This is a genomic window from Magnetococcales bacterium, assembly GCA_015231755.1.
Classification (GTDB): Bacteria; Pseudomonadota; Magnetococcia; order Magnetococcales; family Magnetaquicoccaceae; genus Magnetaquiglobus.
The window spans coordinates 67,662-83,905 of record JADGAZ010000012.1; the positions used below are offsets into that span (position 1 = coordinate 67,662).

Annotated in this window: 15 protein-coding genes and 1 tRNA gene; 5 read left to right on the forward strand and 11 right to left on the reverse strand. The window is 59.4% G+C overall.

Annotated features, from left to right (window positions below; all coding sequences use genetic code 11):
* Window positions 1-27: 27 nt before the first annotated feature.
* Genes mutY through HQL98_09570 form a run of 6 tightly spaced genes read right to left on the reverse strand, consistent with a single transcriptional unit; the run spans window position 28 to window position 4,915 of the window.
* Entirely contained in the window at window positions 28-1,125 is a 1,098-nt protein-coding gene (mutY, locus tag HQL98_09545) for an A/G-specific adenine glycosylase (GenBank protein ID MBF0272292.1), read from the reverse strand.
* Window positions 1,122-2,201 (reverse strand): TonB family protein, encoded by a 1,080-nt coding sequence (locus HQL98_09550; protein MBF0272293.1) that lies wholly within the window; start codon window positions 2,199-2,201, stop codon window positions 1,122-1,124. Before HQL98_09550 ends, mutY begins: the two co-directional genes overlap by 4 nt.
* Window positions 2,198-2,743: a Gx transporter family protein gene (locus HQL98_09555; protein MBF0272294.1), complete on the reverse strand. Its 546-nt coding sequence runs from the start codon at window positions 2,741-2,743 to the stop codon at window positions 2,198-2,200. Before HQL98_09555 ends, HQL98_09550 begins: the two co-directional genes overlap by 4 nt.
* On the reverse strand, window positions 2,740-3,138 hold the full coding sequence (locus tag HQL98_09560) for a NusG domain II-containing protein (GenBank protein ID MBF0272295.1): 399 nt from the start codon (window positions 3,136-3,138) through the stop codon (window positions 2,740-2,742). The genes HQL98_09555 and HQL98_09560 overlap by 4 nt, the downstream gene beginning before the upstream one ends.
* Window positions 3,135-4,181, reverse strand: coding sequence for an FAD:protein FMN transferase (locus HQL98_09565; GenBank protein MBF0272296.1), 1,047 nt, complete (start codon window positions 4,179-4,181; stop codon window positions 3,135-3,137). The genes HQL98_09560 and HQL98_09565 overlap by 4 nt, the downstream gene beginning before the upstream one ends.
* The gene (locus tag HQL98_09570; protein MBF0272297.1) at window positions 4,178-4,915 is read right to left on the reverse strand and encodes a 16S rRNA (uracil(1498)-N(3))-methyltransferase; all 738 of its coding nucleotides are present in this window, start codon (window positions 4,913-4,915) and stop codon (window positions 4,178-4,180) included. The genes HQL98_09565 and HQL98_09570 overlap by 4 nt, the downstream gene beginning before the upstream one ends.
* 141 nt (window positions 4,916-5,056) lie before the next feature.
* On the opposite strand from HQL98_09570, the gene HQL98_09575 reads away from it, so the two are divergent.
* From HQL98_09575 to HQL98_09585, 3 genes are all read left to right on the forward strand, one after another.
* Entirely contained in the window at window positions 5,057-5,632 is a 576-nt protein-coding gene (locus HQL98_09575; GenBank protein ID MBF0272298.1) for a chorismate lyase, read from the forward strand.
* Window positions 5,629-6,501 (forward strand): 4-hydroxybenzoate octaprenyltransferase, encoded by an 873-nt coding sequence (ubiA, locus tag HQL98_09580; GenBank protein MBF0272299.1) that lies wholly within the window; start codon window positions 5,629-5,631, stop codon window positions 6,499-6,501. The genes HQL98_09575 and ubiA overlap by 4 nt, the downstream gene beginning before the upstream one ends.
* Window positions 6,502-6,568: 67 nt before the next feature.
* Window positions 6,569-6,645 (forward strand) — tRNA-Pro (locus HQL98_09585).
* 177 nt (window positions 6,646-6,822) lie between these two features.
* On the opposite strand, the gene HQL98_09590 is transcribed toward HQL98_09585, so the two are convergent.
* The 5 genes from HQL98_09590 to HQL98_09610 form a co-directional block, all read right to left on the reverse strand.
* Window positions 6,823-8,067 (reverse strand): hypothetical protein, encoded by a 1,245-nt coding sequence (locus HQL98_09590; protein ID MBF0272300.1) that lies wholly within the window; start codon window positions 8,065-8,067, stop codon window positions 6,823-6,825.
* A gap of 809 nt (window positions 8,068-8,876) precedes the next feature.
* Window positions 8,877-9,545, reverse strand: a complete 669-nt coding sequence (locus HQL98_09595) for a response regulator (GenBank protein ID MBF0272301.1) — start codon at window positions 9,543-9,545, stop codon at window positions 8,877-8,879.
* The gene (locus HQL98_09600; GenBank protein ID MBF0272302.1) at window positions 9,542-11,086 is read right to left on the reverse strand and encodes a HAMP domain-containing protein; all 1,545 of its coding nucleotides are present in this window, start codon (window positions 11,084-11,086) and stop codon (window positions 9,542-9,544) included. The genes HQL98_09595 and HQL98_09600 overlap by 4 nt, the downstream gene beginning before the upstream one ends.
* Before the next feature lie 190 nt (window positions 11,087-11,276).
* Complete coding sequence (locus HQL98_09605; protein MBF0272303.1) at window positions 11,277-12,674, reverse strand: HlyC/CorC family transporter; 1,398 nt, start codon at window positions 12,672-12,674, stop codon at window positions 11,277-11,279.
* Window positions 12,675-12,717: 43 nt separating this feature from the next.
* Window positions 12,718-13,047 carry a hypothetical protein gene (locus HQL98_09610; GenBank protein ID MBF0272304.1) on the reverse strand — a complete coding sequence of 110 codons (330 nt, stop codon included), beginning with the start codon at window positions 13,045-13,047 and terminating at the stop codon, window positions 12,718-12,720.
* A gap of 295 nt (window positions 13,048-13,342) precedes the next feature.
* Here HQL98_09610 and HQL98_09615 point away from each other — a divergent pair, with 295 nt between their 5' ends.
* Together HQL98_09615 and HQL98_09620 are read left to right on the forward strand one after the other, a co-directional pair.
* Window positions 13,343-14,743: an HlyC/CorC family transporter gene (locus tag HQL98_09615; GenBank protein MBF0272305.1), complete on the forward strand. Its 1,401-nt coding sequence runs from the start codon at window positions 13,343-13,345 to the stop codon at window positions 14,741-14,743.
* Between the two features lie 26 nt (window positions 14,744-14,769).
* Window positions 14,770-16,053: an HlyC/CorC family transporter gene (locus tag HQL98_09620; GenBank protein MBF0272306.1), complete on the forward strand. Its 1,284-nt coding sequence runs from the start codon at window positions 14,770-14,772 to the stop codon at window positions 16,051-16,053.
* Window positions 16,054-16,244 lie beyond the last annotated feature (191 nt).

Consider the following 16,244-nt stretch of genomic DNA (forward strand, 5'->3'; position numbering starts at 1 on the left):
GCCTGCCAACGGATAATGGGATCGCTCTCATAGCCCGGCGGAGGCGTTTTGAGTCAGTCGTCCCAGCACCTTGCGATGCAGGGTCGAAATGGGGGGTGCCTGATCGGTTCCCGGCACGACCCATCGATGGCCGCTGTCGGAGGAAGGTTCTCCGGCCTGCCAGGGACAGAAAAAGGGAAAGACCGTCAATTTGAAATGAGTAAAGATGTGATCCACCGGTTCCAGGGCCACCGGGAGGTGGACTTGCAGACCATGGCGGTCCGCCAACCATTGCTGGATGTGATGGGCCTGGGGCGGGGTGGGGGTGGGACCGGGATCGTCTCCCGGAGGGCACCACAGTCCCCCCAACAGTCCCCGGGCCGGTCTGGGCAGAAGCAGCAAGGCGCGATCCTGGCGGACCACCAAGGCGTTGAATTGATATTTATGGGGCTTGGCGACCTCCCGGGTGACGGTGGCGGGATAGCCTTCGGGCCGACCCATGGCATGGGCGGCGCACCAGGGATTCCAGGGACAGTTGGGGCAGTCGGGTGAGCGGGGACGGCAGATGGTGGCGCCCAGATCCATGATGGCCTGGGCATAGCTGCCGGCTTGACCCGGGGGGGTGAGCCGGCGGGCCGTCTCCCAGAGGATTTTTTTTCCGGGGGTGGAGTCCGGGGGGTGATCCAGGGCCAGCAGTCGGGAAAGCACCCGTTTGACATTGCCATCCAGAATGGCATGGTGCTGATTGCAGGCAATGGCCAGAATGGCCCCGGCGGTACTCGGGCCGATCCCCGGCAGTTTCACCAGCGCTGCCATCTCCTGGGGCAGATGACCCTGATGATGTTGCACCACCTGCAAGGCGGCGGCGTGCAGATGAACCGCCCGTCGGTAATATCCCAGCCCCTGCCAGCAGGCCAGCACCGCCTCCAGGGGGGCGGCCGCCAGCGCCTGGATGGTGGGAAAACGGTCGAGAAATCGTTCATAGTAGGGCAGCACACTCTTGACCCCGGTTTGCTGCAACAAAATTTCCGAAAGCCAGACCGGATAGAGATCCCGGGTGCGTCTCCAGGGCAGATCCCGACCGAAGCGGGCGTAATGGTCGAGCAGTCGTTGGGCCAGGATGGCGCGGATGGCTGGATCGGTCACTGCTTCCAATGGAATCCTCCCCGGATGTATTCAAAGATGGTTCGGACGTGCAGTTTTTCCAGTTGCCAGTCATCGGGCAGGGGCAAAAATGGCGAGATGTTGCGCACCGCCTGCAAGGCTGCTTCGTCGAGAATGGCCTCCCCCGAGGAGTTGATCACCCGTATGTCGCTGACCACCCCTTTCTTGTCGATGGTGAAACGCATGGACAAGGAACCGGAAAGCTTGTCCCGCTTGGCCTGGGCCGGGTAGACCCACCCCTGCTGGATCTGTTCTTTCAGCCGGGCGAAATAGGCGGTGTAGCGGGGTTTCGGGGTATCGAGGTTCACCGTCTCTTCGTGGGACTTGAATGATTCTTCCCGCATCTTGCGGTTGCGATCCTGATCCCAGCGGGTCATGTCACCCAGAGACGGGTTGAGATTCAAGGGTCCGGCAGGGCTTTTTTCAGGGGGTGCCGGATTGGTGCGCGGGGGGGCGGGTGTAGAGGGCGCGGGGGGTTGGGACTTGGGCCGGGGCCGGGACTTGGGCCGCTCCGCCTGGGGGGATGGCACGTTCCAGGAGGCGGGAGGTTCGGGTCTTTTCTCTTCCGGAAGCGGAGCCGGTGGGAGAGCGGGTTTGGGTTCGGGCTTTGGCTCGGGTTGGGACTCCGGTTTGGGTTCGGGTTGGGACTCCGGCTTGGATTCGGGTTGGGGGTCCGGGGCCGGGGATTGGAGTGCCGGAGGTGGAGCGGGCGGTTCCGGAGCCGAGGTTTCGACGGCTTTGGGGGGCGCTTCCGGTTTTTTCTCCGGTGGCATCGTCACCAGTCGGACCGGCATGTGGGGAATGGACTCTTTTGGCTCCGGTGGTTTGGGGGCGAGCCACTCCAGGCGTGCCAGCATCAGCAGATGGAGCAGGATGGACAGAATCAAGGCCATCCGGAAAAAACGACGGGGGGGCGGGGGAAGCGCGGGCTCCGGTTCCGGGTTCAGTTCCGCTTCAGGCTCCGGCGCCAGATTGGGGGTGTCGTCGGGTGCGTTCATGGTCTGGTCAACGGGTTCCGGCTCCGGCGCCAGATTGGGGGTGTCGTCGGGTGCGTTCATGGTCCGGTCAACAGGTGCTGGTGGCGGTCGAGTTGTTCCAGCAACAAAAAGGTCAGCACCCCGTTGAGCACCCCGGAGATCCACGATCCGGCCAGAAACCAGGGGAGAGCGGTCAGAATGCCCGCGTGTCCCACGATCAGCAGCCAAGCGGCCACGGTCTGGGCGGCCATGTGGGCCAGGGCCGCCAGCAGGGAGATGCCCACCGGTCCCAGTCCGGAGGAGGGCATCCATCGCAATACGGCCAGCATGGCGATGGCTCCGCATCCGCCGGACAGACTCAAGAAAAATCCGGGGGTGAACAGGGTTCCCAACGCCAAGGATCCGGCCAGAATGCGCATCAGGGTGACAGTCGCCGCCGCCCGCCAGCCCAGACGCAAGAAAGCCACCAGCGTGAACACGTTGGCCAGTCCCGGCTTGAACCAGGGGCCGGGGCCCGGCAGGGCCGCTTCCAGCACCTGGGCGGTCACCGCTGCCGCCGCCAGATAGGCGATGAGCAGATCCTGTCGCAGAGGGGGCATGGGGAGCAGGGTATTGGTACTCATTCGCTCACCCCGTCGAATTCGTTCTGGGTGGGGGCGGGGCCGGGACCTTCCACCCGCACCAGCACACCGCAGGGCACACAGGCCGTGGTCCGTCCCGCTCCTTGGATCCATCCGGTGCGGGTGCCGATCATCCGGGGACTGTGGTACTCCAGCAGCCGGACCCGGCCCTGTTCCACCTGGATGGTCACGGGTCCGAGGCGTCCGGGAATTTCCTTCTTGAAATCCTGATCCAGGGGAAGGGTCATCACCGGTTGGTTGTCCCGGAACACCACGGCCTTGCGGCCCGGTTCGCCGGTGGTCATCACGCCGCTGACCACGATCCCCAGGGCGCTGACGCCCATGACCAGACGGTCCGCGGGGGTGGAGGCCCGGAGGAGCAGGGTGGACAGTTTCATGGGGTGGGAGTCCGGACGGCGACAAAGCCTGGGGTCTGGACAAAATGGCCATCCTCCCGAATCAACAAGGCTTCGCTGCCGGGAAAGTAGGTCAGGAGTTTCAAGCCTTCCGTCTCCCCGAGGACGAATACGGCGGTGCTCAAGCCGTCGGCGGTCATGGAGTCCATGGCCTGGATGGTGACGGAGATCAGTCCGGATCGGGCCGGCGCTCCCGAGCGGGGATCGAGAATGTGGTGATAACGCACCCCGTCGGCGATGAAAAACCGTTCGTAATCCCCGGAGGTGGAGACGGCCCTGGAACCGGTCAGGTCCATGACCGCCACCACTCCGCCGGGATTGCGGGGATCCCGCAGACCGATATGCCAGGGTTTGCCGCTTTTGTCCCCGGTGAGGCGCATGTCTCCTCCGGCGTTGATCAGGGCGTTGGCGACGCCGGCTTGTCGCAAGACGGTCATGGCCCGCTCCACGGCATACCCTTTGGCGATTCCGCCCAGATCCAGGGCGACCGCACCGGAGGCCAGACGCACCCGTCGCTCCGGAGTGAGGAGGATGGCCGGTTCCGGGGTATGGGCGCGGGTGTCGCGCCAGCGGCTCACGGCTTCCGGGGCGGGGGGAGCGGTGGGGGGCGGTTCGCGGGAAAAACCCCACAGATCCGAAAGGGGACCAATGCCGATGTCGAAGACTCCGCCGGAGCGTTTGCCGATCTCTACCCCTTGGGCGATCACCTTGGCCAACTCTTCGGGCACGGATTGTTCCTGGTCCCGTTGGGCGTCGTTGAGTTGGGACACGGCGCTTGACGGGATGAAGCGACTGGTGAGTGCTTCGATGCGGCCAATTTCGTCGAATGCCCGATCCATGGCCTGATCGGCCTGGGGATCCGGCACCCCCCAGGTGGTGATGGAGACCAGTGTGCCCATCTGCAAGCGGGTGGAAACCCGGGCTTCGATGGTTTCGTGACCCCCGAACCGCCACCAAAGCAGCAGCGCGATCATCCCGATTCCGGCTACTCCCCATCCCGCCAGGAGTCGCAAGCCGGGTTTCATCCCATGTCTCCCCACAGCAGTTGACAGGCCGCCACCGTAATGATGGCAGCGGTTTCGGCCCGCAGAATGCGGGGACCGAGGGAGACCGTGACGAATCTCAACTGTTCCCGGGCCAAACGCACCTCGTCTGCGGTCAATCCCCCCTCCGGGCCGATCAGCAGGGTGACGCCGTTGCCGGGATGGGGCAACGCCCGCAGACGCGCCCCCTGGTCCCCGGCTTGCTCCCAGAAAAGCAACCGGGGAGCCGAATCCAGCAGCCCTTCCAGATCCCCCCATGTCACCGGGTCGAGGAGGTCGGGTACGCGGGTGCGTCCGCACTGCTGGGCCGCCTCCACGGCGATGCGGTGCAGGCGTCGGGATTTGTTTTCGCTCTGGCGGGCATCCGGACGGCTCACCCCGTAACGGGTCAGCAGCGGGATCAGCCGGTCCGCTCCCGCCTCCACCGCCTTTTGCACCGCCAATTCGATGGAGCCGCTTTTGGTCAAACCCAGAATCAGCGTCACGGACAGGGTTGGATCCCGCCCTCCCGCCAGAAATTCCACCGGTTCCACCAGCAGGGGTGGACCCGCCTCGGCGATCACACCGCGCCACTCTCCCGGCTCGCCGTTGAAGAGCGTCACCGGATCTCCACAGCGTAGTCTCAAGGTGCGCACCAAGCGGTGACGCTCCGATTCCTCCAGCGCGATTCGTTCTCCGGCGCGCAAGGGTTGGCAAACAAACAGTCGTGGAGTCATGGCTCGTGAGAAAATCGTCCGGGTTGCCCATTTTTTCGCCGAGGACACATTGCCCACGGCCTCATTCCGGGATACCTTTTACCACTCAATGCAACCATCATCCACCCCGGTTTGTGGACCATACGCATCAAATAGCATGCCATGTCGTTGCCCTTTCCTTTGCAGCTCCTGACTCCCTGGCTCGCCCCGGATCCTTTTCCCCTGTTGGCGGAAATTCGGGTCGCCCCCCGCTTTCGGGAGGTGGTCTCCAGCACCGATTCCCTGACCCGTCGTCTGGAACGGCTCACTGGTGCCGCCTCCCGGGTGCGGCTGGAAGAACAGTTCCAGCATCCCTTGTTGGAGGAGGATCCGTTGCTTTGGGGACCGGAGTACCGGATTCCGGAAGCTCCGGCCATCCTTTCCCGCAACGCCTGGCTGGCCCTCGGCACACAGGATCTGGTGTTTGCCCACTCCCAATTGGCCCTTTCCGGCATGGCCCCTTCCACCCGTCGGGCGATCGAACAGGGGGAAGCCCCCCTGGGGGCTTTGTTTCTGGCCCGTGACGAACCGGTGGAACGGCGGCATTTGTGTTTGGCGGTGGGGGTGGCTCCGGCTTTGGCCCGGAGTGTGAATTTCCCGGAACACCATCGGTTTGTGATGCGTCGTTCGCTGTTTCTGGTGGCCGGTGAGGCCTGCGGGCGCATCCTGGAACTGTTCTTGATGGATCTGTCCCAATGAATGCCTGGATCGCCCGATTGCCCAGATCCTGGATGCGGGAGTCCCTGCTCTTGATGCGGGCGGATCGACCCATCGGCACGTGGCTGTTGTTGTGGCCGGCGCTTTGGGGATTGGCCGCCGCCAGCGGGGGACGACCCTCCTGGGGGTTGCTGGTGATTTTCTCTGTGGGGGCTTTTGTGATGCGCTCCGCCGGATGCGTGGCCAACGACATCACCGATCGGGATATCGATCCGTTGGTGGCCCGTACCCGCACCCGTCCTCTGGCCGCCGGGCGTGTCTCTTTGGTGGTGGCCAAGCGGCTGCTGGTGGGACTTTTGGCGGTGGCCTTGGTGCTTGGGGCGTTGTTGCCGCCTTTGGCATTGGGATTGTGTTTCGCCGGGGCGTTGCTCGCTTTGACCTATCCGTTCGCCAAACGGTTCATCGCCGTGCCTCAGTTTTATCTGGGGGTGGCCTTTGCCTGGGGGGTGCTGATCGCCTGGGCGGCGGCGGCCCAGGGATTGCCACGGGAAGCTTGGTTGTTGTTCCTGGCCGCTTTGACCTGGACCGTGGGCTTTGACACCATCTACGCCATGATGGATCGGGAAGATGACCTCAAGATCGGGGTCCACTCCACCGCGATCTTTTTTGGCCGGTATGATCGGGCGGCCACGGCGGCGCTTTATCTGCTCACCCTGGCCTTTCTGGTGGCCACGGGGATGGGATTGGGGCTGAAGATCGGCTATTATCTGTTTTTGCTCGCGGCCCTCATCCACGGGGGTTGGCAGATTCATGCCATCCGCCATCGGGATTCCGGGGCCTTGTTGCGGGCCTTCCTGGCGAACAAAGGGTTCGGGTTGGTGGTGTTTTTGGGATTTCTTGCCGGTGGATGATTTTGCTGTGTGATCTTTCCTGGACAAGAGGGGGGAAGTCGGGTAGACTCTGCTGATTCATTGGTCGCGGGGCGTGGCGCAGCCTGGTAGCGCACAAGCATGGGGTGCTTGGGGCCGGAGGTTCGAATCCTCTCGCCCCGACCAGTTTTTCTCAGTTGAATGGATGTTTCGGGATTTTTTCCCAAAAAAAGCGGCTTTTGTCCAATCGGGCAAAGGCCGCTTTTTTTTATGCCTTCCGGAGGACGGGGCGGCAGGATGCAAAAAAAAGAAGCCCCGTGTCGGGGCCTCTTTTTTAAACCGCATCGGAAACACAATCAGGCGTCAGAACTGTTCAAACTCATCGTCCGAGGAGCCGCGATGGCCCCCCATGTCGAGATTGACGCCACCGGCTTTGGTTTTGGCGGCAGGTGCCGTGGTTTTTGCCTTGGGAGCTGGCAAGGCGGCCCGACGGGCGGCAATGGTGGTGTGGGCCTTGGGCATCGAAGCGACTGGCGCGATGGCGCGTCTGGCGGGCAGCATGGTGGGGCGTTGCAGGCCATCCACGCGGAAGAAGCCGATGGCCTCTTGCAGCAGTTGCGCCTGTTCGGAGAGCTGACCTGCGGTGCCGGCCATCTTTTCCGAGGCGCCAGCGTTTTGCTGGATCACCTGATCCAACTGTTGAATGGCGCTGTTGATTTGGCCTGCACCCTGGGTCTGTTCGCGACTGGCCACGGAGATGCCCTGGACCAGTTCGGCGGTTCTTTGGATGTCCGGCACCAGTTGGCCCAAGAGTCCCCCGGCCTTTTCGGCGATCTCCACGCTGGATCCGGCCAGTTGGGTGATCTCTCCGGCGGCGGTCTGGCTGCGTTCCGCCAGTTTGCGCACTTCGGCGGCCACCACCGCGAATCCCTTGCCGTGATCCCCGGCGCGGGCCGCCTCGATGGCCGCGTTGAGGGCCAGCAGATTGGTCTGACGGGCGATCTCTTCGATGATGGAGATTTTGCCCGCGATTTCTTTCATGGCCTTCACCGCCGCCGTCACGGCCTCGCCGCCCTCCTGGGCGTCGCTGGAGGCTTTCTGGGCAATGCCTTCGGTCTGCTGGGCATTGTCGGTGTTTTGCTGAATGTTGGAGGTCATCTCTTCCATGGCCGCCGAGGTCTCTTCGATGGAGGCGGCCTGTTCCGTCGCCCCCTGAGAGATCTGCTGGGTGCTATCCATGAGGGAAACACTGCCCGCGGAAACCTGTCCCGCCGCTTCGGTGACCCGGCGCACGATGGTACGCAGCTCCTCCACCATTTCGCCGGTGGCGGTCAGGGTTTGGCCGATGTCGTCCTGGCTGGTGGTGCGGGGCAGGGTGACGGTGAGATCCCCCTTGGCCACGTGGCCCACCAGGGAGCGGATTTGGCGTACCGGTTGGATGGCCAGACGATTGACCAGCAGATAGATGATCAGTCCAGTGGCCAACAGAATGGTCAGGGCCAGCCCGGAAATCTTGATCATGGCGTCACGCACCGCAGCCTGCATGGGCTTCATGTCGGCGATGATCTCGAAGGCGCCCCGCTGATCCCCATCCTTCCAGCCTTCCATCTTGATGCCGATGGGGTCCAACCCCTTGCCCGCAGGATAGTCCTGTTCGGTGCCATGGCAGAGCAGACACCCTTTTTTCATCAGGATCGGACGCATGTAACGCAACGTGTTGGACTCCTCGTCCACCAGCCACAACTCGTCCAGGTTGCTCTTGTCCATTTTTTCCAGCATGGATTTTTCCAGGGGCGTGGCTTCGTTTTTCGGATTGCGCGCGCCAATGCGGGTGACCCGGAAATCATAGTGGGCCTCTTTGGCTTTTTGCATGCCGATGGTCCAGGAGGCCACGATGGGAATCGTGTTGTAAAAGCGGGTCTGGCGCGCCGCTTCGATGATCTCCTGGGTGTTTTTGGGGGCTTTTTTGGCGATTTCGTTCTGGGCTTCCTTGAGCAACACCGGATCGAAGGATTGAGCCGCTCCCAGCGAGGCGATGAAGGTGCGCGCCCCTTCGGTCTGGGCGGTGATCGCCTGGGCCTGGGAGATGATGGAGGCGATGGCATCCTGCTCGATACGGCTTTTGACGAAAAAGAAAATCATCGCAATGCCGATGGTGACGATGAGGACGGTACTGATGATGATCTTGGTCCCGAAGTTCATGTTTTTAAGGGGTTCCATGGAGAATTTCGTTCCCGGGTGGTGTGAGGGATGAAAGAAAATGATTGCTGTGGCAAATGATTATGATTGAAAAGAATGATGTAAAAAATAATCGCTTACGCACCAGTCTGTCATGAAAGCCGATGTGCGTCAAGTTTCCTTTAAGGAGGAGGGGAATGGTGAAAAGCGGGAATGGCGGGGGTTTCCAACGTGTTTTTTTAGAACTTGGAGAGCTTGAAAAAAAGTTGGGTCAGATTGGCCAGCAGCAGGCGTCCACGGGGGGTGAGGGAGTAGGTCCGGTCCGGGGATTTGTCAACCAGTTCATGTTCCATCAGATTTTTCAGATGGAATGTCAGTTTGGTATGGTCGCTGATCGCCAACTCTTTCAACAGATCGCTTAGACGCATGTTGGGTTGGGTACTCAAACACTGAATGATATCCCGGCGGATGGTGTTGGCGAGGCACTTGAGCACCCATTCCAGGCCCGGTCCCATGTCCATTTCCCACATTTGCCGCTCGAAATGGACCTCCTGCATGGTGCGGTGCATCAGAATGGTGAATTCATCCAGCCGAAAAGGTTTGGTCAGCACGTCGCTGGCCCCCAGTTTGATGGCGGCCACGGTGTTTTCCACCGTGATGAAGGCACTGACCAGAATCACCTTCACTTTCTCGTCCAACCGGCGGATTTCCCTCAAGGTTTCCAGGCCATCCATGCCGGGGAAGACCAGATCAAGCAGAATGATGTCGAACGATTGGTGTTGCAGTAACGCCAACGCCTTGCCGCCACTCGAAACCTGACTGGAGGTGAAACCGGCTTTGGTCAGCAGTTCGGCGACGATGGCACGAAACTCCGGATCGTCATCGACGATCAAAACTCCATGGGTCATGCCTCCTCCTCGATTTTCGGATCTTCTGCCTTGTATCGGGGCAGAGTGACCACAGCAGCCAATCCTCCTTCCGGGGCGTCATCCAGGGTCAGGGTGCCGCCGTGCTGGGAGAGAACCCCTTGGCAGACGGTCAATCCGAGTCCCACACCACCTTCTTCATGACGGGTGGTAAAAAAAGTTTCCATTACCTTTTGCCGCATGGTCACCGGAATGCCAGGGCCGGAATCGCGGATGATCACCGTGATGGTATCGGGTTGGGAATGGGTCACCACCCACAGTTCGCCGCCATGGGGCATGGCCTCGATGGCGTTTTGGATCAGATTCATGAACAATTGTTCGATTTTGCCGCCGATCCCGTGAATCCTGGGCAGATCCGGAGCGAAGGCCTTGCGGACCCGGATGCCGTGCAAACGATGGTCGAGCAGAGATAGCACGCACTCCAAAGCGTCATGGACATGCAGCAGGGCAAACGCCGGGGGGTCGGGTCGGGAGAAATTGAGCAGTTCCTTGGCGATCACGATGGCCTTGCTCACGTTGCGCTCGATGCTTTCCAACCGTTCTTTCAGACCCTGGTGACACGAACCCAGAGTCAGGCGCAACAGTTCCAGATGCATTGAGGCATTGGCCAGCGGATTGTTGATCTCGTGGGCCAATCCGATGGCCAATCGGCCCAGGGAGGAGATTTTTTCGGTCTGCATCAGCCGGTTTTCCGTGCGGCGGTGTTTCCGCAGTTCGGCGGCCATGTCGTTCATGGTGGAGAGCAGATGACCCAGTTCATCCCTGGGTTCGGGTTGTTGCGGAATGTGGACCTCCAGATCCCCCCGGGAGATGGTCACCGCCGCCCGGTGCGCCGTGGACAAAGGCCGCAGAATGCTGCGCGTCACATGCCACGACAGTCCCATTCCCAGCAGCAGACTCGTCAGACAGACGGCGATCATGCGCCATACCGCCTGATCCCGTACCGCCAGGGTGCCGGTCATGGTGGTGGCCAGCAGTTCCTGCACCGTTTCCAGAAGTTCGCCGATTTCGATTTCCAGGGCCTCGGTTTCGTCGATCAGGGTGCGGGTGGCGCTTGACGTCAAACGGGCATTGCCGCCGTCTTTGACCACCAGGGATTGATCCATGAACTGGTCCAGTTTCTTTTGCCGGGCGTGGATGGTCTTCAGGCTGTCGAGAAGGTGTTCCACGGATCGTGGTTCCAGCAGGGATCCCCGATCCTGGTGGATCTCCTGGACCAGTTCCAGACCTCGATCCAGTTCTTTGGAGATGCGCAGGATCTGATCGTGGACAATGCGCGGGTTGATCAACAGCCACTCCGGGGACGCCTCGTCCGGCAGTGCCTTGGCAAACTGATTGTGTTGCTGGGTCTGAACGGTTTCCAGGCGGGAGATGGTCCGGCTGAGGGGGATCAATTGATCGGATGCGCGCTGGATGCGCTCCTGGATCGCGTCGAGTCCGGCGATTCCGAACCATCCTTCCACGGCGATGACGCTCATCGTCATGAAAAACATGCCATGAATGCGGGCCTTGATGCTGGCCATGTCCTGGAATCCCGATGCCGGTTTGAAAAAGCTGACGATAGCGATCAATGGACGCACGTTAGCACGGTGCCCACGGGTGTGGGAAGAGGAGAATCCAAACCCGACATCCTGCACAAGGTCGGATGTCGGGTTTGAATGGAAAACAGTGCGGCGGGCGACGGTATGGATTGGGTCGGGATGGGGAGGCCCGTCAACTCTCCGTGGTTTTGTGTTCCTGGGTGGCGTCACCGGCCTGGGTGTCGCTGGGGGCCAGGATGTGTTCAAACCGGACTCGGGTGATGCGGTGATTGTCCATTTCCATCACCGTGATGCGCGCCTCGGCGAGATTGACCGCGTCTGCCACCTTGGGCACATGGCCCAGTTGATGGTAGATCAAACCGCCGATGGTGCTGTAGTCGTCCACATCCGGGAAGGTGTAATTGAGAATGGATCCCAGTTCGGAGATGCGCATGGAGGCATCCAACAGGAATTGTCCATTGTCGAGTTTTTTGATGCGGCGGGTACCCTGGGTGAATTCGTCTTCGTAATCGCCGACGATCTCTTCCAAGATGTCTTCCAGGGTGATGATGCCTTCGGTTCCGCCGTACTCGTCGATCACCACCGCCAGTTGCTGGCGGTTGGCCTTGAACTCCTTGAGCAGATCACGCAGCCGTTTGCTGTTGGGCACGATGTAGCAGGGATGAATGTATTCGCTGATGGGACGGTCGATTTGGGACTCTTTGGATTCCGCCATGACGCTCAAGAGTTCTTTCATGGCCACATAGCCGATGATGTTGTCCAGGTTGTTTTCGTAGACCAGATAGCGGGCATGGGGCACGTCGCGGAAGCGATTCAGGGCTTCCAGCAGGGTGGTTTCCTTGGTGAAGGCCAGGATGTCGGTTCTCGGGACCATGGCGGAACGGACGGTCCGTTCACCCATATCGATGATGCCATGGATCATTTTTGTGTCTTCGGGTTTCAGGACACCGGCGCCTTCGCTGGCGGTGATGATGGTGCGGATTTCATCCTGGGTCATGGTGAAGTGTTCGCCGTGGGAGCCGATGAGATCTCCCTGTCCCCAGGTCCAAAGCAGAAAATTGGAGGCGTGTTTCATGGCCCAGATGACCGGGGTCCAGAAGACGTACTGGGCGTTGACCGACCAGGAGACCGCCATGGCCACGGTCTCGGCCTTGTGGAAGGCCAGGATCTTGGGAGCCAGTTCCCCACCCACCACATGCAGAAATGAAATGACAACAAAAGCGACCACATAGGCGGTCAGATGCGCGGTTTTGATGATCTCTTCGCCGGATCCGAACATGCCGAAAAGGTGCTCGAACCAGGGATTCATGATCAGCGCCAGGGTGTCCATGCCGACGGCGCCCAAGGCCAGAGACACGATGGTGATCCCGATCTGGGTCACGGAATAGAATCGTTCCGGCTCTTGATGGAGTTCCTGCACCCGTTGGGCCGCCTTGTTGCCGCCTTCGGCCAGATTGCGGATTTTACTGCGCCGCGCCCCGGTGATGGCCACCTCGGCACCGACGAAGTAGGCGTTTCCGAGAATCAGAATCAGAATCAGAAATAGTTTGAACCATAAATAGGTTTCCATACGGTGGGCAATCCTCTTTTATCGTTGAAGTCTGGAATGGGGATCAATCCTTCAATGCCTTGACCAGACGCTTGCGGGCACTATTGAAGTCATCTTTGGCGTTTTCGAGTTGTTTCAGGCTTTCTGCCAAGTCGTGCATGGCCTTGGCGACATCGGTGCCCGAAACCCAGGAAATTATTTTTTTCACCTCTTCGGCGTTTTCGCTGATTATTTCCCGGTCCGACCCGGAAAGAATATGGATGCGGTGTTGACAGATCTCCTCCAGGCCGGATGAACAGGAGCAGGTCGCGGTCAGGTTTTTGCCGTTTTTGCGGATGATGACCTCCACGGGTTGATTTTGGGGAGTCTGAACCTGAAAACGTAGCTCGGGCATGAAAAATCTCCATCTGGTTTTGGGCTAAAGAATTCAATCCGGATCCACTGAAAGGGCTGTAATCCAAAAAATAATTCACATTCATTGAGGAGAGCGTTAAAAAATTATCTTGAGAGAGCAATATGTTAACCTATTCATGTCAATTGGCAATGATAAATTTTTTTCACAAAATTGTCTAAAAATTATAGGAAAATTCAGCTTTCTTTTGCCACCGCCTCGGCCCCATGATTCAACCGTTTCTTTTATGACCCCATATGCAACCTGATACCTTATCCTTAGGAGGGAGAATTCGACCATGGCCTCACCTGACGTAGCAACCAGCGTAATGGCTGACCACTCCGTCGAGATTATCATCCGCTGCATCATCCAGGTGATCACTTTGCTGATGTCAGCCTTTTTTTCCGCATCCGAGGTGGCGCTTTTTTCCCTCAGCCGCCTGGATCTCAACAAGCTGGAATCCCAGCGACACCCCTATTTCGAGCGCATTCAGAACATGCTCAAGGAGCCGAGGGGGCTGATCATTTCCATTCTGTGCGGCAACGAGTCGGTCAACATCGCCTCTTCGGCCAACATGGCGGCCCTGCTGCTGCTTTTTTTCACCGAGCAGGAGACCCAGTGGATCAATTTGGCGGTCATGGTGCCCATGCTGCTTCTGGTCGGCGAGGTGACTCCCAAGACCTTGGCCATCACTTCGCCGGTGATGTTCGCCACCAAAATGACCGCCCCGTTTCTTCCCTATTGGATCCGGATCGTGCGTCCTGTGCGACGGGCTGTACGACTGGTCGCAGACAAGGTCACCACCTTCATTGCCGGTCATGCGCCCCCCAAACACAACATTCTTCATTCCGATGAGTTCCTGACCCTGGTCGAAGAGGGCGAAGCCGGCGGGGCCATCGATCCCAGAGAGAAAATTCTCATCGAGAACATGCTGGAAGCTTCCGAAACCGAGGTGATCCAGATCATGACGCCTTGTACCCGGATGCACTATCTGGATGCGGATCATCCCATTCAGCAGATCATCGAGGAGTTCCGGACCCACAAGCATCCCCACATGCCCGTGGTGCGCAAACATCGCAATCATATCATCGGGTTTCTGGAAAGCGAAGATGTGCAACGCCTGATCAAGCATAATACCGATTTCAGCCGACTGAAGATCGACGACATCCTGCGCCCGGTCCATTTCGTGCCGCCGAACAAAAAGGTGGACGAAATGTTCGATTATTACAAGAACAACAAAACCTGGGCCGCCATCGTGCTGGGGGAATATGGCGATGTCTTTGGCATCGTGACCATCGCCGATGTCCTGGGCTTTGTGTTCGGTGGCATCTCCCAGCAGATCGGGGCCGTGGGCTACAAGCTGATTCCGGGGGAACCGAATACCCATCGGGTCTCCGGGGATATGAACCTGGATCGCTTCAACGAATTGAGTGGCCTGGAGATCGACATCCTCGAAGACGAATCCATGATCACCACGGTCGGCGGATATGTGTTTCATCTGCTGGGACGACTGCCGGTGCGGGGTGATGTGGTGGAAGAAGAGGGGGTCCGCTTTGCCGTGATCGAAATGGATGGCCTGCGCATCAAGAGCGTGGAAGCCTGCCGGTTCGCCCCCCGACTTCCGCAGGAACCCGATCCGGAAGAGGCTGAACTCCAGCCTTCGGAACCCGTTCCGGCCAACGGTTCGGACCCGGTCTAACCATACAGGATTACGAGGATTCCCGCATGCACACCACGTATTCGCAAATCGTTTTGGAACTCCTGGTCATTCTGCTCCTGATGGCCCTGAAAGGATTTTTCTCCGGATCGGAGATCGCCATCGTCAGCAGCGACAAGATCAAGCTGCGTCATCTGGCCAAGCAGGGCAGCAAGGGAGCCGCTCTGGTGCTGAAACGGTTCCGCAATCCGGACATTATTCTCGGTACCACCCTGATCGGTACCAATGTCGCCACCGTGGGCGTTTCCACTTTGGGAACCCTGCTGTTCATCGACCTGCTCGGCAGTGGCGGCGACATGGTTGCCGTGTTGTTCCTGTCTCCGATCATGTTGATCTTCGGGGAGATCGTGCCCAAAAGCATCTACCAGCAGAAAGCGAATTCCATTACGCCGATCATCATATATCCGTTGACGCTGATGACCTACATTCTGTATCCGGTGGTGTTCGTCTTCAGCCGGTTTGCCCGGTTTTTCACCAAGATGGTCTCCGGCAAAAGCACCAAGCGCTCCCAGTATATCACCCGCGAGGAGATCCGCATGCTGCTGGAGATGCCCGATACCGATCCGGATGCCAGCAAGGATGACCGGCGCTTCGACAAGGATCGGGTGCGCACCATCATTCGTTACGCCGAGACATCGGTGGGGGCATCGATGGTGCCTTTGGCCGACATCGTGGGCATCGAGCAGACCGAAAGCATGGAAGAGGCGGTCCGGCTTGTGCTGGAGCGCAATATCAACCGGATTCCGGTTTATCGGGAAAACATCACCAATATCGTTGGTATTCTGGTCTTGAAGACCTGGGATCTGATGGATCCCGACTTGAACAAGCGCAACGTGATGGAAAAATTGCAGCCGCCGATTTTTGTCACCCCCAGGCAGACCATTCACGAGGTCATGCCGCTGATGCAAGGACGCAATGACCGTGCGGCCATTGTGGTGGATGAGTACGGCTCGGCGGTAGGTATTCTTTTCCTGGAAGACATTTTCATGGAGGTGATCGGCGGGGCGGATGACTCCATGGACATCACCGGCATGGGGCGTCAGCTTCAGAGCATCGAGCCGGTGGGCGAGGACGAGTATGTGGTCTCCGGTCGTACCTCGATCTCCCAGTTGAACGAGGAGTTGAACATCCAGTTGCCCACTGACGAGGGGTATACCATCGCCGGATTGCTGGTCAACCAATTGCGTTCCATCCCGAAGCCCGGTTATTCCATCGAGATGGAGAACTATCTGTTTGTGGTTCAGGAAGCCGATGGTCGCACCGTCACCCGCGTTGGCATCCAGCGCGCCTGATCTTTAAAACCTGTCTGACCTCGACCGTCCCTGGCGCCCTGGCGCGCCGGGGACGGCTCTTTCCTGGATCTTTATGTTTCATCGTGTGCTTCTCCCTCTTGGATGTGTCATTCACTGAAGTCCTGCTCGCGGATCATTCGACTCCTTTGTGTTTTGATCGGTCTGCCGTGATTCATGGAACGGTAACCCGC